This is a genomic window from Glutamicibacter endophyticus (genome assembly GCF_048457885.1).
Taxonomy (GTDB): Bacteria; Actinomycetota; Actinomycetes; order Actinomycetales; family Micrococcaceae; genus Glutamicibacter; species Glutamicibacter endophyticus.
In genome coordinates this window covers 2,095,200-2,114,864 of record NZ_CP174200.1, presented here as the reverse complement: position 1 = coordinate 2,114,864, position 19,665 = coordinate 2,095,200, and the positions used below count along the sequence as shown (strand labels likewise).

15 protein-coding genes and 1 tRNA gene are annotated in these 19,665 nt (G+C 61.2%); 12 read left to right on the top strand and 4 right to left on the bottom strand.

Annotation, left to right across the window (positions count from 1 at the left end; genetic code table 11):
* The first annotated feature begins 78 nt into the window (after positions 1-78).
* Positions 79-1,590 (top strand): pyruvate kinase, encoded by a 1,512-nt coding sequence (pyk, locus tag ACJD00_RS09840; RefSeq protein WP_418906866.1) that lies wholly within the window; start codon positions 79-81, stop codon positions 1,588-1,590.
* A 103-nt stretch (positions 1,591-1,693) separates the two neighbouring features.
* Here pyk and ACJD00_RS09835 read toward each other — a convergent pair whose 3' ends face one another.
* Positions 1,694-2,311 carry an ANTAR domain-containing response regulator gene (locus ACJD00_RS09835; RefSeq protein WP_418906865.1) on the bottom strand — a complete coding sequence of 206 codons (618 nt, stop codon included), beginning with the start codon at positions 2,309-2,311 and terminating at the stop codon, positions 1,694-1,696.
* A gap of 179 nt (positions 2,312-2,490) precedes the next feature.
* On the opposite strand from ACJD00_RS09835, the gene ACJD00_RS09830 reads away from it, so the two are divergent.
* The 7 genes from ACJD00_RS09830 (at position 2,491) to rpsA (ending at position 10,781) form a co-directional block, all read left to right on the top strand.
* Positions 2,491-2,575 (top strand) — tRNA-Leu (locus ACJD00_RS09830).
* 336 nt (positions 2,576-2,911) lie between these two features.
* Entirely contained in the window at positions 2,912-4,228 is a 1,317-nt protein-coding gene (locus ACJD00_RS09825) for an inorganic phosphate transporter (protein ID WP_418906864.1), read from the top strand.
* A complete protein-coding gene (locus tag ACJD00_RS09820) occupies positions 4,225-4,464 on the top strand; it encodes a hypothetical protein (RefSeq protein ID WP_418906863.1) in 240 nt (79 codons plus the stop codon). The genes ACJD00_RS09825 and ACJD00_RS09820 overlap by 4 nt, the downstream gene beginning before the upstream one ends.
* A gap of 32 nt (positions 4,465-4,496) precedes the next feature.
* Positions 4,497-5,048, top strand: coding sequence for a dihydrofolate reductase family protein (locus ACJD00_RS09815; protein WP_418906862.1), 552 nt, complete (start codon positions 4,497-4,499; stop codon positions 5,046-5,048).
* A 75-nt stretch (positions 5,049-5,123) separates the two neighbouring features.
* A complete protein-coding gene (polA, locus tag ACJD00_RS09810) occupies positions 5,124-7,805 on the top strand; it encodes a DNA polymerase I (protein ID WP_418906861.1) in 2,682 nt (893 codons plus the stop codon).
* A gap of 10 nt (positions 7,806-7,815) precedes the next feature.
* The gene (locus ACJD00_RS09805) at positions 7,816-9,114 is read left to right on the top strand and encodes a GNAT family N-acetyltransferase (RefSeq protein WP_418906860.1); all 1,299 of its coding nucleotides are present in this window, start codon (positions 7,816-7,818) and stop codon (positions 9,112-9,114) included.
* 200 nt (positions 9,115-9,314) lie between these two features.
* A complete protein-coding gene (gene rpsA, locus ACJD00_RS09800) occupies positions 9,315-10,781 on the top strand; it encodes a 30S ribosomal protein S1 (protein WP_309406726.1) in 1,467 nt (488 codons plus the stop codon).
* 67 nt (positions 10,782-10,848) lie between these two features.
* Here rpsA and ACJD00_RS09795 read toward each other — a convergent pair whose 3' ends face one another.
* The 3 genes from ACJD00_RS09795 to ACJD00_RS09785 all read right to left on the bottom strand — a co-directional run bounded on the left by ACJD00_RS09795 (position 10,849) and on the right by ACJD00_RS09785 (position 14,505).
* A complete protein-coding gene (locus tag ACJD00_RS09795; protein WP_418906859.1) occupies positions 10,849-12,627 on the bottom strand; it encodes a DUF222 domain-containing protein in 1,779 nt (592 codons plus the stop codon).
* A gap of 91 nt (positions 12,628-12,718) precedes the next feature.
* On the bottom strand, positions 12,719-13,834 hold the full coding sequence (locus tag ACJD00_RS09790; protein ID WP_418906858.1) for a class I SAM-dependent methyltransferase: 1,116 nt from the start codon (positions 13,832-13,834) through the stop codon (positions 12,719-12,721).
* Positions 13,831-14,505 carry a YigZ family protein gene (locus ACJD00_RS09785; RefSeq protein ID WP_418906857.1) on the bottom strand — a complete coding sequence of 225 codons (675 nt, stop codon included), beginning with the start codon at positions 14,503-14,505 and terminating at the stop codon, positions 13,831-13,833. The genes ACJD00_RS09790 and ACJD00_RS09785 overlap by 4 nt, the downstream gene beginning before the upstream one ends.
* A 26-nt stretch (positions 14,506-14,531) precedes the next feature.
* On the opposite strand from ACJD00_RS09785, the gene coaE reads away from it, so the two are divergent.
* The 4 genes from coaE to ACJD00_RS09765 all read left to right on the top strand — a co-directional run bounded on the left by coaE (position 14,532) and on the right by ACJD00_RS09765 (position 19,436).
* A complete protein-coding gene (coaE, locus tag ACJD00_RS09780) occupies positions 14,532-15,122 on the top strand; it encodes a dephospho-CoA kinase (protein ID WP_418906856.1) in 591 nt (196 codons plus the stop codon).
* Positions 15,119-15,376: a hypothetical protein gene (locus tag ACJD00_RS09775; protein WP_418906855.1), complete on the top strand. Its 258-nt coding sequence runs from the start codon at positions 15,119-15,121 to the stop codon at positions 15,374-15,376. Before coaE ends, ACJD00_RS09775 begins: the two co-directional genes overlap by 4 nt.
* Positions 15,377-15,482: 106 nt before the next feature.
* Complete coding sequence (gene uvrB, locus ACJD00_RS09770; protein WP_418906854.1) at positions 15,483-17,570, top strand: excinuclease ABC subunit UvrB; 2,088 nt, start codon at positions 15,483-15,485, stop codon at positions 17,568-17,570.
* 549 nt (positions 17,571-18,119) lie between these two features.
* Complete coding sequence (locus ACJD00_RS09765) at positions 18,120-19,436, top strand: CHRD domain-containing protein (protein WP_418906853.1); 1,317 nt, start codon at positions 18,120-18,122, stop codon at positions 19,434-19,436.
* Positions 19,437-19,665 lie beyond the last annotated feature (229 nt).

Below are 19,665 nucleotides of genomic sequence, written 5' to 3'. Positions count from 1 at the left end.
CGATGATGCGCGTCAGCCGGGTCCGGCTGACGCGCATTTTCTTACACCCGGTACAGCGAAAGGCATATGGCTGACGGTATGAGACGCGCAAAGATTGTGGCCACCTGGGGACCAGCCCTGGCAAGTTATGAAAACACCGTAGCAGTACTGCAGGCGGGGGTGGACGTGGCTCGCTTGAACATGAGCCACGGCGACCACTCGATGCACGCAAAATCACTGGAAAACGTTCGCACCGCGGCGGCAGAGATCGGCCGTGCGGTCGGTATCTTCGCCGACCTGCAGGGTCCGAAGATCCGCCTGGGACGTTTTGCAAACGATGAAAAGTACATTCTCGAAGCCGGTGAGAAGTTCACCATCACCATCGAGGACGTACCGGGGGAGCGCCACATTTGCTCCACCACCTTCAAGGGACTGACCGGCGACGTCAAGCCCGGAGATATCCTGCTGATCAATGACGGCAAGGTCAAGCTCAAGGCCGTTGAGGTCACCGACACCGAGGTGCGTTCCGAGATCGTCGTCGGTGGCGAGGTCTCGAACAACAAGGGCATCAACCTGCCCGGCGTGGCCGTGAACGTCCCGGCACTGAGCGAAAAGGACGAGGATGACCTGCGGTGGGCCATCCGCGCCGGCGTCGACATGGTCGCTTTGTCCTTCGTGCGTAACGCCGAGGACATCAGCCGCGTCCACGAGATCATGGACGAAGAGGGTCGCCGCCTGCCGGTGATCGCGAAGATCGAGAAGCCGCAGGCCGTCGAGGCCCTCGAAGACATCATCAACGCCTTTGACGCCATCATGGTCGCACGTGGCGACCTGGGTGTGGAGCTTCCGCTGGAAGACGTTCCGGTGGTGCAGAAGCGCGCTATCGAATTGGCTCGTCGCTGGGCTAAGCCGGTGATTGTCGCCACGCAGGTGCTCGAGTCGATGATCGAATCGCCGACCCCGACCCGCGCCGAAGCCTCGGACTGCGCCAACGCAGTGCTCGACGGTGCCGATGCGGTGATGCTCTCGGGCGAGACCTCGGTCGGAGCCTACCCGGTGGAAACCGTGCAGACCATGTCGCGCATCATCTCCTCCACCGAACAACACGGTTTGGACCGTATCCCGCGCCTGGGTTCGAAGCCGAAGACCCGCGGTGGCGCCATTACGCGTGCAGCCGTGGAAATCGCGGACCAGCTGGATGCCAAGTACATTGTGGCCTTCACCCAGTCCGGCGATTCGGCTCGCCGTCTGTCGCGATTGCGCCCGAAGCGCCCGGTGTTGGCCTTCACCCCGCTGCAGCAGACCTACAACATCATGACCTTGATGTGGGGTATCGATGCGCGTCTGGTGGACTACGCCGATCACACCGATAAGATGACCGCACAGGTCGATCAGGCCCTGCTCAGCGAGGGACTGGCCGAAATCAACGACGTGGTGTGCATTGCCGCCGGTTCGCCTCCAGGGCAGGCCGGCTCCACCAACTCGCTGCGCGTGCACAAGGTTGGCGACTTGGCTGACGCCGGTCAGCTGGTGGAGGGTAAGCCGATGCCGGACCGTGAAAAGGTCGGCCCGTGGGCCGAAGAGAACGTCCGTCCCGACGGCAACGTCTAAGCCGCGCTAGCCGACGACGGTAGTTAACACCGGAGGGGCTGTTCCCCCGCCATGGCGGGAGGAACAGCCCCTCCGGTGTTTTGCTGAGCCTTGTTAGGTTCGGTTATTTGACCTGATCGATCACGGTCTCGGCGACCTGACGCATCGACAGTCGACGATCCATGGAGGTCTTCTGAATCCAGCGGAAAGCCTCTGGTTCGCTCAGGCCCATCTTGGTGATCAACAGGCTCTTGGCACGATCCACCAGCTTGCGGGTTTCGAACTGCTCGGCCAGATTGCTGACTTCCTCCTCCAGCGCACGGATTTCGTCGTGGCGGGAGATGGCGATTTCGATGGCCGGCGTGAGATCGGCTGGGGTGAAAGGCTTCACGACGTAGGCCATGGCGCCGGCCTCGCGGGCGCGGTCTACCAGTTCCTTCTGGCTGAAGGCGGTGAGCAGCACGACCGGAGCGATTCGTTCCTTGACGATCGCCTCGGCGGCGGTGATCCCGTCCATGACAGGCATCTTCACGTCCATGAGAACCAGATCGGGCTTGAACTCGCGGGCCTTCTCGAGGGCCATCTGCCCGTTATCGGCTTCCGCGACCACGTCATAGCCTTCGGAACGAAGGATCTCGACAATATCCAGGCGGATGAGCGTCTCGTCCTCGGCCACAACTACGCGGCGGGCGGTGGTGGGAACCTCCGAAGGGATCTTGGTGATTTCTGGTAACTCGTTCATCTGGCTCCTTCTTTCACGGCAGGACGGTGTCGCGTGACGAATGGTGATCTACAGCTGGATTCAGCGGGTCGATCTCAGTTTCACATCTAAGCCTACTTGCATGTAACCTTGATTCGTCGATGACGCTCGTAGCGGATTAGGAAATCTGCGAAAGGTCACGTAAGATCGATAAAGTGCCAGCCCAAGTGGCGGAATTGGTAGACGCGCCGCACTCAAAATGCGGTTTCGAAAGAAGTGTGGGTTCGAGTCCCACCTTGGGCACCAGCAACACCTCGAAGCAATTTAGCTTCGGGGTGTTTTTTGTTGGGTCCTGGAAAATCTTGCCTGAGACATGGCGCACGAAAAATGTTGTTTACCTCTCGTTTGTCAGGGGTTCACCGGCTATTTAGTGGTGATCACCGCCGATCAGCTCGGGAATTGACATCCCTTAGACGCAAATTCGCAGGTGGTTACCAGATTGACTCATGGTTCAGGGGGCATAAGATTGATTCTGCGCCTGGAGAGTTGCTGCCCAATTGCATGATGCGTGAATGCGTCGGGGAGTGCGGCACCTTTAGGTAGACCTGATCTTTTGTCACACGACCCCCAGGCTGGTACTACATGGATTTGACGCTTATCGTCGTCCTTGTCATTTCATTGGCGTTGTTCTTCGACTTCACCAATGGTTTCCATGACACTGCTAATGCGATGGCCACCCCCATCGCCACCGGGGCCATCACCCCGAAAAAAGCGGTGCTTCTCGCCGCAATTTTGAACCTCGTCGGTGCGTTCTTGTCCACCGAAGTGGCCAAGACTATTTCCGGCGGCATTATCAACGAGGATGCCGCGACCGGGGTGAGTATTACCCCGGATATGATCTTCGCGGGCCTCATGGGCGCCGTCATTTGGAATGTGCTGACCTGGTTGCTGGGTCTTCCCTCCAGCTCCTCGCACGCCCTGTTCGGCGGCCTGGTCGGTGCGGCCATCGTCGGCGCCGGCTTTGGCGCCGTGGACTACGGCGTCTTGCTGTCCAAAGTGCTGCTGCCCGCACTGTGCGCCCCGGTCATTGCCGGTGTTTCGGCCTACCTGTGCACCAAGCTTGCCTACTCGATTACCCGCCGTCAGTCCGGTAGCTCCCCGAAGCGTGGCGGATTCCGCTACGGCCAGATCTTCTCCTCCTCGCTGGTGGCGCTGGCGCACGGTACCAACGATGCGCAGAAGACCATGGGTGTTATCACCCTGACCCTGGTGGCCTCTGGCCTGCAGGAAGCAAACACCGGCCCGCACATGTGGGTTATTGCCAGCTGTGCCCTGGCTATCGCACTGGGTACCTACACCGGTGGCTGGCGCATCATCCGCACCATGGGCTCCGGCCTGACGGACGTGAAGCCCGCACAGGGTTTCTCTGCCGAGGTGTCCACGGCTTCTGCAATCCTCGCCTCCTCGCACTTGGGCTTCGCCCTGTCCACCACTCAGGTGGCCTCCGGTTCCGTGATCGGTTCGGGGCTGGGCCGTAAGGGCGCCGAAGTGCGTTGGGGAACCGCCGGACGTATCGCATTGGGTTGGCTGTTCACGCTGCCGGCCGCAGCGATTGTTGGCGGCGTTGCCGCAGCGTTGGCCCACCTAGGAACCATCGGTGTCGTAGCCGTTGCTGTTCTGGGTGTAGGCGTACTGGTGGTCTTCTGGGTGCTGTCTCGCCGTGAGGTGGTTGGCCACGAGAACGCCATGAGCGATATCGATAACTCGGGTGCCGCGGTCAACATTTTGTCGAAGAAGGAACGCCGCAAGCGCGAGCGGGCCGCACGCAAGGCCGCCGAAAAGGAACAGAAGGCCGCCAAGCAGGCGAAACAACCAGCGGCGGTGTCGTCCGAGACGTCCGGTGAGACCGAATCTGGCACTGATTCGACGCAGGGCACCGAGAAGGGACAGAAGAAATGATCGATTGGGCAGCCTTTGGCATCGTTGCCGTTGTCACCTGGGTCTCGGCCATGTGCATCGTCGCAGCATACTCGTTCGCCGTGCGTCTTCTGGCCGTTGCGCGCGATGGTGGCTCGACCGCCATGCTCAACAAGATCGGCGCAGTTTTCTTCTTTGCCGTGTGCGGGTTGATCGTGTTGTTCGGCATCGTGTTGATCGTTCCAGTGCTGAGTGAGAACATTCTCGGCTTTAGCTGACCGGCCTGTGAGCTAAGGCATACACTGGTGCCATGACGAGCTTCAAATACTTTGTGACAGCCTCTCTCGACGGATTGATTGCCGATCGAGAGGGGCTGTCTTTGTGGTCTTCGGAGCCGGAGGTTGAAGAGCAGGTCGCGGACACCTACCGCGCGTTTGCCCAAGGAATTGGGGCCGTTGTCATCGGCGGCAAGGCCTATGCGGGGATCGCCCGCGAGGTGGCCGAAGGTAGTCGAAGCTGGCCCTTTGGGCGCCTGCCGGTTTGGGTTTTTACCCACCACGAACTGCCTACCGTTGCCGTTGCCGACCTGACCTTCATCAGGGGTAGCGAAAGTTTCTGGCATGACGACATTGCAAGCAGTGCCGGAGCCAAGGACGTGTGGGTCTTTGGCGGTTCCGATATCGCCGGTGCACTGCTCGATGCCGGGGTGCTTGATGAAATTTGGGTGCTGACCTATCCGGTGTTGCTCGGTTCGGGGCACCCGCTGATCGGTCGAAACGTCAAGGCGCGGGTGCGGCTGCTAGAGGCCGAGCAACTATCCCACGGCATGCGTCTGGCTGGTTACAGCATCGAGCGTGCCTGACCGGAGCCGGGTTGTGGCGAAAATTTCGCCGTTTCGGAAGTGAAAATGTCTACTCAGCCCACTAGGCTGGCAGGTGTGAGCGAAACAACCACGACGCACGAATCGTCGGACAAACGACTGCTGATCATCGACGGCCACTCCATGGCATTCCGCGCCTTCTATGCGCTGCCGGCCGAAAACTTTGCGACGAGCACCGGGCAACACACCAACGCCGTGCACGGTTTCGTCTCGATGCTGCTGACGATGCTCCGGCAACAGAAGCCCACCCACGTGGCGGTGGCCTTCGACCTCGATACTCCGACGTTCCGGTCGACCGAGTATGGCGAGTACAAGGGTGGGCGTAATAAGACCCCCGAGGAGTTTTACGGTCAGATCGACCTGATCCAGCAGGTCATGAAGGCGATGAATATTCCGTGCATCTCGCTTGATGGCTATGAGGCGGACGATATTCTGGCCACGCTCTCCAAGCAGGGCGAAGCCGCCGGCTTTGAGGTGTTGGTGGTCTCCGGGGATCGCGATGCTTTCCAGCTGATCACCGACAAGACTCTGGTGCTCTACCCGAAGAAGGGTATTAGCGACATCCCGCCGATGGACGCCGAAGCGATCGAGGCCAAATACCTTGTACGCCCGGAACGTTATTCGGATCTGGCCGCGCTGGTTGGCGAATCGGCCGATAACCTGCCCGGCGTGCCGGGCGTTGGCCCGAAGACGGCCGCCAAGTGGCTGAACCTCTACGGTGACCTCGATGGTGTGCTGGAGAATATTGACTCGATCAAGGGCAAGGTCGGCGAAAGCCTCCGCGAGCATGTCGAGAGCGTGAAGCGTAACCGTCGACTGAACCAACTACTTGGCGATCTCGAGCTGCCGGTGACGCTGGACGATACCGAACTCGGTACGCCGAATCGCGAAGAGATCGAGAATCTTTTCGACGCGTTGGAATTCAACACCCTGCGTAAACGACTCTTCGACCACTTTGCGGCAGCGGAAGAAGAGACACAGGTGGAGGTCGCGGAAATCAATGAGATTTCCGTGGCCAGTGTCGCGGAGCTCAAAGAGTTCCTATCCGCTGGCAAAGATCAGCGCATTACCGTACACCTCGCGGTGGTTGGTGGTGAGCTGGTTGGTCTGGCTCTCTTCCGGGAATTGGATGGATGCTGGCTCGAACTTGGGGCGTTGGATGAACCGCGCCGTGCCGTGCTCTCCGAGTTCCTAGCCGATGAGAATCAGCCTAAGGTGCTCCATGACTCCAAGGCCGCGATGCACCTGTTGCACCAGCACGGCCTGACACTGGCCGGCATTGCCGACGACACGCTGATCAGCGCCTACCTGATCCAACCGGATCGCCGGAGCCACGAGCTTGCCGATCTGGTGCAGTACCATCTGGGCTACGCGCTGGCGAAGCCTCCGGCACCGAAGGCCGGTGAACTCGACCTGCAGCTGAGCGGTGATTTGGCCGAGCCAACTCTGCGTCAGGCCCAGGCGGTGCACGACCTTTCGGCATACCTGGACACCGAAATGGCGCAGAAGCACGCCGACGCATTGGCCCGCGACATGGAATTGCCACTGATTCCGGTGCTCTTCGACATGGAGCAAGCTGGTGTGGCCGTGAGCCGCGAACGCCTGCTGGAGCTGCGCGAGCACTTCACGACCCTGGTCGAGCGTGCCACGGCTGGAGCCTATGCGGCGATCGGCCATGAGGTTAACCTCTCGAGCCCCAAGCAGCTGCAGGTGGTGCTGTTCGAAGAGTTGCAGTTGCCGAAGACCAAGAAGATCAAAACCGGGTACACCACCGACGCCGAATCCTTGCAGGACTTGTTGATCAGCACCGAACATCCGTTCCTGGTGGCGCTGATGGAGTACCGCGACGCCAGCAAGCTACGTCAGACGGTGGATGGTCTGCTGAAGTTCGTCACCCAAGACGGACGGATTCACACCACCTACGCACAGACCGTAGCGGCCACCGGCCGACTCTCCAGCCTGAACCCGAACTTGCAGAACATCCCGATTCGCTCCGAGCAGGGCCGACGCATTCGCGATGTGTTCGTCGTCGGCGAAGGCTACGAAACCCTACTGACCGTGGACTACTCGCAGATCGAAATGCGTATCATGGCGCACCTATCCGGTGACGAGGGTCTGATCGAGGCCTACCAGAACGGCGAGGATCTGCACCGCTATGTCGGCTCGCGCGTCTTTGACGTCGCTCCGGAAGATGTCACCTCGGAGATGCGCTCGAAGGTCAAGGCGATGAGCTACGGCTTGGCCTACGGGTTGAGTTCCTTCGGCTTGTCCAAGCAGCTTAAAATTTCCGTCGACGAAGCGCGCACGCTGATGAAGGACTACTTTGATCGATTCGGTGCCGTGCGCACCTATCTACGTTCCGTGGTGGAGCAGGCACGTCGTGATGGCTACACGGAAACGATCTTCGGGCGTCGTCGCTACTTGCCAGAGCTGAACAGTTCGGACCGTAACCTGCGTCAGATCGCTGAACGCGCCGCGCTGAACGCGCCGATTCAGGGCTCCGCGGCCGATCTGGTGAAGATCGCCATGCTCAATGTCGACCGGCGGCTTCGCGAAGGAAAGTTCTCCTCGCGGATGCTGCTCCAGGTCCATGACGAACTCGTCGTGGAAATCGCCCTGGGTGAATTGGACGCGGTGACCGAGCTGGTGACCTATGAGATGGAGCATGCCGCGCAACTTCGGGTACCGCTTGACGTGCAGCCCGGTACCGGTGCCACCTGGCACGATGCGGCCCACTAAGGAGAAATAGATGAGCGTTTCCGAAGAGTTCGAAACCCAGGTGCGCCGCGCCGATGACCCAAGTTCAGATACGGCCGGTGTTGTCGAACAGTTCCAGCGTGCCACCGCTATCGGATTCCATGAGGCGGTGACCGAGGCCGCAGGCCGCGAGGTTTTCTTAAAGATCGCCCGTGCTCAGCGTCTGCTGATGCGGATGGTATTTGACCGCTCGGCGTCGCCCGAGAGTCGGCATGCCGAAGATCCGGTGCTGACCTACGCCGGATTCGGTGGACGACTAAATGCCGGGGGAGCAAACCCGGTACCGGTGCATAAGATCACGGCCGTCACCGTGAGTCCGGCCTACCGCCGCAAGGGATTGCTTTCGCAGCAGATCGCTGCCGATCTGCGGGAGGCTGCCGAGCAGTACCCGTTGGCGGTACTGACTGCCAGCGAGGCGGGGATTTATGGACGGTTCGGCTTTGGCGCGGCCAGCTACCGGGCCGCCTTTACCGTGCACTGCCGACAGGGTCTGGAACTACGTTTCCCCGTGCCTGGTCGCGTGGAAGAAGTCACCGGCCAGCGGATGGACGGCGCCTTTCAGGAGTTGGCCGAACGGACCCTGCATAGCAGTTTCGGTGCCGTGGATGCCGCTCCCTTCGACGAGGGATACCTGCTGGGGCAGTGGGACGGATGGGATACCCTCACCGAGCCGAAGAACTTACGCTGGGCCGCCTATCGGGATGAGCACCAACAAATCACTGGGATGGTGTGCTACAAGTACGCCGATCATCAGGGCGCCGACACCATGCAGATCCGCGGCCTAGTGGCGAGCACAGCACAAGCACGGGTCGCCTTGCTGCAGCATCTGGCCAACCACGACCTGATCGAACAAATCCGCGGCTCGGGCCCGGTGCACGAACCCTTGCGGCTTCAGCTACGCGACGAGCGCCAATACACCGTGCGGTCGCTGGAGGACTCGTTGTGGTTGCGCGTGCTCAACCCGGTGGCCGCGCTCACGGCACGCGGATACGTCAACGACGGACGCTTGCTTGTAAACGTCGCCGACCGTTTAGGCATTGCGGAAGGAATCTATCTGCTCGAAGTCACCAGCGGCCAGCCAACGGTCTGCCGCGTTGCCGCCGAGGAATATGGCGAGCTGCCGATGCTCAGCCTTGATGTGGCGGAACTGGGCAGGTTGTATCTGGGCCAGTGGTCGATCGGGGATCTGCTCGAGGCGGGTGCCGCGACATGGCGCACCGGGGCCGATGAATCGAGCGCACGGCGGATTTTCGAGGCGCACAGCACGCCGTATACGCCGTTCGAATTCTAGCGGCGGGATGTGTCGAGAATTACCCCGAGAATGTCTCGGGGCGATCCGACTTGACTTTGACCGCGCGCAGTGGTGCGCGTAGGATGGATAAGTGTGCCGTGGCTTTGCCATGCACGCCCCTAAGCAGTACACACCTCGAAATTCCGGGACTTCCGGGGTTTCGACTGACCATAAACTATCCACATCGGAGTCCCTACTACATGACCATCACCTCGAACGAGAACAACAGCGCACCTGTCGTTGCCATCAACGACATTGGAACTGCTGAGGACTTCTTGGCCGCCGTCGATGCCACCATCAAGTACTTCAACGATGGTGACCTCGTCGAAGGCACCGTCGTCAAGGTTGACCACGACGAGGTCCTGCTCGACATCGGTTACAAGACCGAAGGTGTCATCCCTTCCCGCGAGCTTTCCATCAAGCACGACGTTGATCCGGGCGAAGTTGTCACCGTTGGTGACAACGTCGAAGCCCTCGTGCTGACCAAGGAAGACAAGGAAGGCCGTCTGATCTTGTCCAAGAAGCGTGCTCAGTACGAGCGTGCTTGGGGCGATATCGAAAAGATCAAGGAAGAGGACGGCGTCGTTACCGGTACCGTCATCGAGGTTGTCAAGGGTGGCCTCATCCTGGACATCGGCCTGCGCGGCTTCCTGCCGGCATCGCTGGTCGAGATGCGTCGCGTACGCGATCTGGCCCCTTACATCGGCCAGGAGATCGAAGCCAAGATCATCGAGCTGGACAAGAACCGCAACAACGTTGTGCTGTCCCGCCGTGCATGGCTCGAGCAGACCCAGTCCGAGGTTCGTTCGACCTTCCTCAACAAGCTGGAGAAGGGCCAGGTTCGCCCGGGCGTCGTCTCCTCCATCGTCAACTTCGGTGCCTTCGTGGACCTGGGTGGCGTGGACGGTCTGGTCCACGTTTCCGAGCTGTCCTGGAAGCACATCGACCACCCGTCCGAGGTTGTCGAGGTTGGCCAGGAAGTCACCGTCGAGGTTCTCGAGGTCGACCTGGACCGCGAGCGCGTCTCGCTGTCGCTGAAGGCTACCCAGGAAGATCCATGGCAGACCTTCGCCCGCACCCACGCCCTGGGCCAGGTTGTGCCGGGTAAGGTCACCAAGCTGGTTCCGTTCGGTGCGTTCGTGCGCGTCGAGGACGGCATCGAGGGTCTGGTTCACATCTCCGAGCTGGCTGTGCGCCACGTCGAGCTGGCCGAGCAGGTTGTCTCCGTGGGCGACGAGCTGTTCGTCAAGGTCATCGACATCGACCTGGAGCGCCGCCGCATCTCGCTGTCGCTCAAGCAGGCTAACGAGGGCGTTGACCCAGAGGGCACCGAGTTCGACCCGGCGCTGTACGGCATGGCTGCCGAGTACGACGAAGAGGGCAACTACAAGTACCCAGAGGGCTTCGACCCGGAGTCCAACGAGTGGCTCGAGGGCTTCGAGACCCAGCGCGCTGCTTGGGAGGCACAGTACGCTGCCGCTCAGGAGCGTTGGGAAGCTCACAAGAAGCAGGTTGCCGCTGCTGTTGCAGCCGACGCTGCTGCCGAGCCGGTAGCCGCCGAAGCCGCACCGGCTTCGTACTCCTCGGAGGCTCCAGCCACCGACGCAGGCACCCTGGCTTCGGATGAAGCACTGGCTGCCCTGCGTGAGAAGCTGACCGGCAACTAATTGTTGACCGCTCACTCTCGTTGAGCATCGCCGAAAGGCCCAACCCGTCGCGGGTTGGGCCTTTCGTTTATTCCGTGGACGGTGATCGTCCGGTGCCGTCGGCCGTAGCGCCGGGGTCGACGGTCACGATGGGAGGCGCCTCGGGTGCTCGAGGCTCGGTTGCGGAAAGCTCGAATGCTCGCTGGTTGATCCGGTTGCGACGTGGCTTTTGCTCCGGATCTTGGTAGCGCGGCAGGATGACCATCGGCAGCCCGTGGTTGGGCAAGGCAGTAATCAGCCCGGCGTGGATATCCATATGGTGTGTTTTGCAGACGCACATTCCGTTCGCGACCGAGGTCGGGCCACCACGCGACCACCACTGAATATGGTGGATTTCGCACAATTCCACCGGCACGGTGCAGCCAGGCACCACGCACCCTCGGTCTCGTGCCTTGATTGCCCGTCTCATGGCGCGCGGGAACTGCCTGCCGGCGCGCCCAATATCCAACACTTCGCCGCGGGACCCGAGCACCAGCGGGATGATTTGTGCCTTCGCTAGCACCTGCCGGAGTTCGGCGGCCGTCAGATTCAAGCCATGTTCGGTGACACCGGCCGAATCCGCCAAGCCAAGTAGCTCGTCGAGTTTCAAATGCACGATGACGGTGGGTCTCACTAGCGCCGAAGGGGCTGGCGATTCGACCGGTGACGTTGCGGGGGCCAGGGGCGACACATCGTCTGGATTGGAAGTCTCAGCGGTGCCGTCCGCCAGATCTTGCTCGCCTTCGGCGCAGTGGAGTGCAGTGCCGGCCGAAAGCTTGCGAAGATCAAACTGGAGCAGATTCAGCAGAGCCTTGAGCCGGCGTTGACCAACACTTGGCTCACGCATGGGCTTCCAGAGCCCGAGGTTGGCTTCGGCCGGAGTGAGGAAATCGGGGTACTCGCTCGGTGCCGCAGCGGTGCCGTCCGGTACCGGTTGGCGGCTTGCGCTACCTGCCTTGGTCCGCGGGTTGTCGGCCTGAACGATGAGCGACTCGAGAACTTCGGCGTCGCTGGCCTGAACCAGAAGCTCGTAGTGCTGCAGACCATGTTTTTCGCCGCGGCGGAAGAGGCCGGCCTCGACGCTCGGATCTTGGGTGAGCCGTTGGCTGCGTGCCGCCTTGAAGAGTTTGTTCAGTTCGCTCGTGCGGGTGCGCAGATCCGGTTCGTCGAGTAGTTCGTCGGCGGCCTTCTCGACGAGTTTGCCGCTCGTTGTCAGCGCCGTAGCGCCCGGGAGCTCGCTTTCGTCGGCCGAACGGGTTTCGAGCTTGGCGAGCCGGCGGGCGAGGTTGAGGGCCTGTTGCGGCGGGCAGGTTTTGTCGTGGAAACGTTGCGCAATGCGGGTAAATTGCGGTCCGCACGGGTTTGCGTGCATATCGAACTGGCCGATGACGTAGTGGGCGTCGTCGATGCGCCGTTGGGCTGCGAAACCGTCGATGGTGAGCCAGGCGCTCAATAACGCGGCGGGATCTTTGCAGGTTGCTCGGCCCGTGCAACGCCGTGGCGGCTGCCGAAGTTCCGGAAGGGTGCCGAGCTGTTCACAGGCGCGCAGTTCCTCGAGTTCGTCGGCCTCCAGGGTGTGCGCCTGGGTGGTTTCCACGAGGTGGGCGGACTGTATCTGAAGCCGTGTGCTGCTGTGGTGCAGCGATTCGGCGAGGCCGGCCAGCAGTAGTGCGGTGCGCGGATCGTCGACCGGCAAGGTACTGAGCGTTTGCCCTATCTCCACCGCCAGACGTGCCAGACGCAGTTGGTCCTCGGCTTCGAGCCGCCCGGGGGTTGCAAGAACCTGCCCGAGCAGCTCGATTGCTTCGGTGCACGTGCGCTGCTGCATGAGCCAAGTACACCGGACAAGCTAGCTGGATCCCGTGGACGGTGGGCGCACTGTGGATAAGCGCGGAGGAGGTGCGCTGAAAACGGTGTGGTTAGCGTCGACGGGTTGAAACGGTGAGGGTGAACTTCTCGTTACGTGCCAGCTGCTGGGTGGGACCGACTCGCCGGGAGAGTTCGGCGCGATAGCGCAGATGCGAGTTGTATACGCAGATCAGCCGGCCACCGTCACGCAGCACACGGGCCGCGTCGTCGATAAGTTTCAACGCAATGCCCGCGTGCACCGTATTGCCCATATGGAACGGGGGATTGAGGGTGATCAGTGAGGCCGAAGCGTCGGGCCATGAGCTCAGCGCGTCGTCCTGCCGTGCCTCGATCCGCGCCGCGAGACCGTTGGCCGCGGCACCGGCCCGGGTGGCGTGCACCGCGGCCGCCGAATGATCGGTGGCGGTGACTTCCAGCCCCGGGTAGCGCAGCGCGGCGACGATGCCGATGCTGCCGTTGCCGCACGCCAGATCCAGCAGCCGGGGTTCGTCGCCCAGGTCCGGTAGGTGGTCGAGCAGTAGCCGGGTACCCGGGTCGAGTCGGGCCTGCCCGAAGGTCTGCGCCCCGGCGATCAGGGTGAATTGCGTGTCGCCGACCCGGTGGGTGCGGTGCTGCGGATACTGCGGCTCGGGAAGTTCGCTGCGTGGAGTTCGGCAGCTGAGCACCCGGGACTTCTGACGAGCCAGCGAGACGTCCACGCGCTCGAACATCGTGGCCAAGACCTCGTTCATGCTCAGATTCATATGTTTAATGCGCCCGCCCGCGTGCACCACCACCTCGGCCGAGGCCAGCGAGGCAATCAGGTGTGCGTATTCCTGCAGAACATCCAGACCACGGGGCAACGGGAGCAGCACGAGTTCGGCGTCGCGCACCGTATCCTCCGGGTCCCGGAAGTCCACACGCGTCAGCCAGTCGGGTCGCAGCCGCTCGAGGTTTGCCGCGATGGCGCGGCGTGCGGTGAGCGCATCGGTGTGCACCACCACCCGCTCGGCCCCGGCTTCCAAGGCGCCGAGGGTGAGGGCACCGTAATGGTCGCCGAGCACCGCCACGGTGTCCGGCCACTGTTGCACCGTATCGAGGATGAGTCGGTCGGCGGCGTCGACCGCATGCAGGTTCTCGGCTTCGACGTCGGGCCAACGGCGTAGCGAATCGAGCACGGAGGTCACGGTAGGTCCACCCATCGTTGATCGAGGTAGTTCAAGGTTCCGGCCCCGGCCGTCAGCGAGGCTATGTGGGCTTCCAGCGTCTCCTTGCGCCCGGGTTCGTCGGCGATCGCCAGCGTGAGTTGCGCGCTCTCGGGATGCCAAGTGGTCTCGCCCACCTGGAAGCCAGCGGCGCGTAACTCGTTTTCGTAGCGCGGTGCCTGCGCGTGCGTGGTGTCCAGCGTGTAACGATGCATGCGCTGAACTCGCAAGAGCTGCGCCTGTTCCAACGCTTGGGAGACCGAATCCGAATAGGCGCGAACCAGCCCGCCGGCGCCGAGCTTGATACCGCCGAAGTAGCGCACGCAGACCGCGACGATATCCGAGAGGTCGGTGCCCTGCCCGGTGTCGCGTTTGGTCAGCGCCTCCAGCATCGGGATGCCAGCGGTCCCCGAGGGTTCGCCGTCATCGCTGGAACGTTGCACCATGCGGTCCGCGCCGAGTACGAATGCACTGCAGTGGTGCCGGGCGTCGAAGTAACTTTTGCGCAGTTCGGCAACCAGTTCGCGCGCGGCTGGTTCGTCGCTCACCCGGCGCAGGTAGGTGATGAACCGCGAACGTTTGATCTCCACCTCGTGGAGAACATCCGTGGCGATCGTTGTATAGCGGCTGGCCGCCGGGTTTTCGCTACTCACCTAACCAGTTTAGTAGTCTTGGGGACATGATCCATGTGGGACTGACCGGAGGCATCGCCTCGGGGAAATCGACGGTAGCGCAGCGCCTGGTTGAACTGGGGGCGGTGTTGATCGACGCCGACGCCATTGCCCGGGCCGTGGTGTTGCCCGGCACGCCCGGACTCGCGGCGATTTGCGAACGCTTCGGCGAGAAGGTGTTAGGGCCCGATGGTTCGTTGGACCGGCCGGCGCTGGGAAGCCTCGTGTTTGCCGACCCGCAGGCCCGCGAGGCGTTGAATGCGATCGTGCATCCGCTGGTGAGGGCGGAGGCGACTCGGCAACGTGAGGCCGCGCTCGCCGCTGAGGTCGTGGTGGAAGACATACCCTTGTTGGTGGAAACCGGACAGGCCGAACGTTTCGATAGCGTGTGGGTCGTCGTGGCGCCGCGTGAACTACGGATTGCGCGGATGCTTGAGCATCGGGCGATGACCCGTCAGGAGGCCGAAGCTCGAATCGACGCGCAGGCCTCCGACGAGCAGCGTGCCGCGGTTGCCGACGTGCTGTTGCAGAACGACGGGAGCCTTGAGTCCCTGCGTGATCAGGTGGACGCGAACTTCCAGGTGCTGGTGAGCGCATGAAACTAACTCTGAGTATTTCGCGATGGGCGATGTTTGGCTGTTTTGCCGTGTCGCTGGTGATCTGGCTCGGCTTTGGTGCACGTGACGAGTTCGGGGCTAGCGAGGGGCCCTATTCGGCGCGCGTTTACGTGGCTGGGTGGCTGGCGCTGGCCGGTGTGCTCAGCGCAACGGTGCTGGCCGTGACGTTCTATGCGCGCTTTATTACTCGGGCCGCCACTCGTGCCGCGACCCGTCAACTCCGGCGTCGACGGTAGGGCAGCAACGAACCCCAGAGGACCGGCGACGAAAAACACCTGAGGCCACGGTGGTAGCTGGCTAGGAACGGTACGACTTGGGGGATGGCGTGGTTATGCTGGAACCATGAGTCTTGCGCAACCGATTAAGCGTGTCGTCGCCCCGTTCGAGGTCATCAGCGAATATGAGCCGGCCGGTGATCAGCCGCAGGCCATTGCCGAACTAGCCGAACGGCTTAACGCCGGTGAAAAGGACATCGTCTTGCTCGGTGCCACGGGTACCGGTAAGTCGGCCACCACCGCGTGGCTCGTCGAAAAGGTCCAGCGTCCGACGCTCGTGCTGGTGCAGAACAAGACCCTAGCCGCCCAGCTGGCCAATGAGTTCCGCGAGCTTATGCCCAATAATGCGGTGGAGTATTTCGTTTCCTATTACGACTACTACCAGCCCGAAGCCTATGTGCCGCAGACCGATACCTTTATCGAGAAGGATTCCTCGATTAACGAGGAAGTTGAACGCCTGCGCCACTCGGCAACGAACTCCCTGTTGACGCGCCGCGACACCATCGTGGTTGCCACGGTTTCTTGTATTTACGGTCTGGGTACCCCGGAAGAGTATGTGGCAGGGATGGTGACCGTCGCGAAGGGCATGGAGCTCAACCGCGATGATATGTTGCGCCAATTCGTGGCCATGCAGTACACCCGTAACGACATGGACTTCCACCGGGGAACTTTCCGGGTACGGGGCGATACGGTCGAGATCATCCCCATGTACGAGGAACAGGCGTTGCGCATCGAGTTCTTTGGCGATGAGATCGAGGCCATCTACACCCTGCACCCGGTGACCGGTGAAGTGATCCGCGAAGAAAACGAAATGTATATCTTCCCGGCCAGCCACTATGTCGCCGGCGCCGAACGCATGGGCAAGGCGATCAAGAGCATTGAAAATGAGTTGGGGGAGCGCCTGCGCGAACTCGAATCGCAAAATAAGCTCGTCGAGGCCCAACGGTTGCGCATGCGCACCACCTATGACCTGGAAATGATGGAGCAGATGGGCTTCTGCAATGGCATCGAGAACTACTCGCGCCATATTGACGGCCGCGAGGCCGGCAGCGCCCCACACTGTTTGCTGGACTTCTTCCCGGACGATTTTCTGCTGGTGATCGACGAGTCGCACGTCACCGTGCCACAGATCGGTGCGATGTATGAGGGCGATATGTCCCGTAAACGCACCCTGGTAGAGCATGGGTTCCGGCTTCCCTCGGCGATGGATAACCGCCCGCTGAAGTGGGATGAGTTCTTGGAACGCATCGGGCAGACGGTCTATCTCTCCGCGACCCCGGGCAAGTACGAACTGGGCAAGTCCGACGGTTACGTCGAGCAGATTATCCGCCCAACCGGATTGATCGATCCGGAGATCATCGTCAAACCCACCAAGGGTCAGATCGATGATTTGCTGGATGAGATCCGTAGCCGCGTGGCGCGCGACGAGCGTGTTCTGGTGACCACGTTGACCAAGCGTATGGCCGAGGATCTTACCGACTATTTGACCGAACATCAGGTGCGTGTCCAGTACCTCCACTCGGATGTGGACACGATCCGCCGCGTGGAGCTTTTGCGCGAACTGCGTATGGGCTCCTTCGACGTGCTGGTCGGTATTAACCTGTTGCGCGAGGGTTTGGATTTGCCAGAGGTCTCCCTGGTGGCGATCCTCGACGCCGATAAGCAGGGATTCTTGCGTTCAGCGACGTCGTTGATTCAGACCATTGGCCGTGCCGCACGTAACGTCTCTGGCCAAGTCATTATGTATGCCGACAAGATCACCGACGCCATGGATCAGGCCATTGAGGAAACCAACCGACGTCGAGCGATCCAGCGTGCCCACAACGAAAAACACGGTATCGACCCGCAGCCCTTGCGCAAACGGATCGCCGACATCACCGATCAGTTGGCGCGAGAAGACGCCGACACGCAGGAACTGCTGAACAATAATCGTTTGGCGAAGAACGCCAAGCGTAGCTCGGCATCATCGACCATCCGCAAGGACGGGCTTGCCGCGGCCCCGGCCGAGGACCTGTTGACACAGATCGAGCAGATGACCGAGCAAATGCACGCGGCAGCAGCGGAGCTGCAGTTCGAACTCGCGGCCCGGTTGCGCGACGAGGTGGCCGAGCTGAAGAAAGAACTACGCCAGATGAAGGATGCGGGCCACGCGTAGCGCGACGTCAAAATTCCGCTGAGGGTGGGCGTGGGCAGGGCGATGAGCTTTGCCCACGCCCATTTTCATTTCGAGGACCGGTAAGGCCGCGGAGCAGTCCGGGGTCGGAACGGCTGCTGTGCCCAGCCCCGCTATGTCTTTTATGCCGACGTGGAGCTGCGGTCGATGCCCATGTGCTCTCTTGCGACGCTCGCCGAGGCACGTCCGCACGCTATGCCACACACGAGGGGCAACTGCTCGGAGTCAGCAGTCCAGGGGCGGTAGTTTAACCTAAAAATTTTGGTTGCCTCTTGCTCAGTGCAACTATGTGCAAACTCGCCAAAATATTAATGTTTCCATCTTTTTGATTATTTCTGCCCAGTGATAGCGCTGCTAATTAGCCAGTGTAATTATCCAAGAGTTAACGAAAAGTATTGACCCTTGTGACCCAAGTTGCATAGTGTCGGCGGTGAAGTTGCCACTACACAGGTGCTTCACAGTAATTTGCATCCTGCACGTTGAGTCGGGTTCCACCCCGAGATGCGTGCAGTGGAGAAGATGGAGAATAGAATGACGAGCAAGTTTGCGCAGGTCCGTAAGAAGTGGCTACGAGCCTCGACGGCGACGGCGGCTGCAACGGCGCTGGTTGTTGGCGGTGGCCTAGCGGCTGCTCCGGCAGGCAATGCCGCCGGAGAGCACGACGGGCATGGCGGCGGCGATGCATGTGAGTTCTTCCTGGAGCATATGTGGGCCAACGAGGATGGCATTCCCGCTCTCGGAAGCTTCGCTCACATCAACGAGTACCACACGGATCCGGCCTACGAGAACCTAGTCCTGTCGCTGGCCAGTGGTGCTATCGGCAACTCCGAAATGCCAATCATCGATATCTATGGTGGGCCACTCGGTTGGATTCCCGTCTTTAATCCTTCCCACGTCAAGGGGCATAACACCGACTATGTCACGCTACTGACCTCGTGCGGAGGAATCGGCATTCCGCTCGACAGCAACGACCTGACGACCTTGAATGTGCCTTCCGCCGAGGAGCTCGCCGATCTCTCGGACCTGATCATCCCGGGCCTGCCCTCCCCGGAAATGATTACCGATCCCGAATACCTGTGGAAGACCACGGACGCCTCGGCCATTTTGCAGCGCGTCACTCCTGAGACGCTGACCAATATGGAGGAGTACAAGAACTTCGCCGGTGATCACTTCGACACGTGGCGACTGCTGTGGGAAACCGCCTTGGAAGATGTCTCCAACGGCAACCCCACTGGCATCCTTGAGATTCTAAAGATCACCGACAATATCAATACTCTCGAGTCGCTGTCCTCCGTGGTCGGAGACGACACCACCGACGGGCTGCTCGGCGGCGACCTGGTTGGCGGCCTGCTCGGTGGCGATGCCCTGGGTGGTCTACTGGGCGGTGGATCGACCGACGATCTGCTGAGCCTCGATGCAGTCACTCAATTGCTGGGTGAGGAAGGCCTGTCGGAGCTGCTAAATGCCGACCAGCTCTCCGGCCTGCTGTCTTTGATCAACCAGATCGAAAGCCCCGATGCCTCGGCGCAGAGCGAATTTACGGTCTTGCTTGAGGGCGCTGCCGACGCTTCGGGTAAGGGTCAGTGCCAGGGCACCCTGAGTGAGAACACCTTCTCGATTTCCTGCCTGTATGCGGGTATGGACTCGGCCGTGACCTCGGCTTCGATCGACACCGGCGATGGTGAGTTGGAGCTAGCCGTGAGCGGTGACACCAGTGGTGGCGCCGCGGGTTCCTACGAGCTCACCGCCGAGCAGGTTGCGGCGCTGAAGTCCGGCAAGTTCACGGTCAACGTGCACACCACCAGCTCGTCCGCTGCGGCGATCAGCGGGGCCGTGAAGCCTTGCTAGTCAGCGTGGAAACTCGGTAATACCCAGTAAGTTCATTGGGTTCTACCTGTGGGGCGCGATCCGGAATCCTCCGGTCGCGCCCCATGCTTTTGTCGAAACCCTGCTGGTTAGTCAGCCGATGTGGTCGCGCTGTCATGTACTAGACAGGCGCAGGTCGCCGTGCGGTACACTGGATTATCGTGCGTAGGGGAGTATCCCTAAAGCGCTGTGAACGTCAACACGTGGCTCA

Bases quoted from the DNA above. Each gene is read 5' to 3' on its own strand.
- uvrB (WP_418906854.1), top strand. From the start codon at position 15,483: ATGAGTCTTGCGCAACCGATTAAGCGTGTCGTCGCCCCGTTCGAGGTC.
- ACJD00_RS09815 (WP_418906862.1), top strand. From the start codon at position 4,497: ATGACGAGCTTCAAATACTTTGTGACAGCCTCTCTCGACGGATTGATT.
- ACJD00_RS09775 (WP_418906855.1), top strand. From the start codon at position 15,119: ATGAAACTAACTCTGAGTATTTCGCGATGGGCGATGTTTGGCTGTTTT.
- coaE (WP_418906856.1), top strand. From the start codon at position 14,532: ATGATCCATGTGGGACTGACCGGAGGCATCGCCTCGGGGAAATCGACG.
- ACJD00_RS09825 (WP_418906864.1), top strand. From the start codon at position 2,912: ATGGATTTGACGCTTATCGTCGTCCTTGTCATTTCATTGGCGTTGTTC.
- rpsA (WP_309406726.1), top strand. From the start codon at position 9,315: ATGACCATCACCTCGAACGAGAACAACAGCGCACCTGTCGTTGCCATC.
- ACJD00_RS09820 (WP_418906863.1), top strand. From the start codon at position 4,225: ATGATCGATTGGGCAGCCTTTGGCATCGTTGCCGTTGTCACCTGGGTC.
- ACJD00_RS09765 (WP_418906853.1), top strand. From the start codon at position 18,120: ATGACGAGCAAGTTTGCGCAGGTCCGTAAGAAGTGGCTACGAGCCTCG.
- ACJD00_RS09835 (WP_418906865.1), bottom strand. From the start codon at position 2,311: ATGAACGAGTTACCAGAAATCACCAAGATCCCTTCGGAGGTTCCCACC.
- ACJD00_RS09805 (WP_418906860.1), top strand. From the start codon at position 7,816: ATGAGCGTTTCCGAAGAGTTCGAAACCCAGGTGCGCCGCGCCGATGAC.
- pyk (WP_418906866.1), top strand. From the start codon at position 79: ATGAGACGCGCAAAGATTGTGGCCACCTGGGGACCAGCCCTGGCAAGT.
- ACJD00_RS09795 (WP_418906859.1), bottom strand. From the start codon at position 12,627: ATGCAGCAGCGCACGTGCACCGAAGCAATCGAGCTGCTCGGGCAGGTT.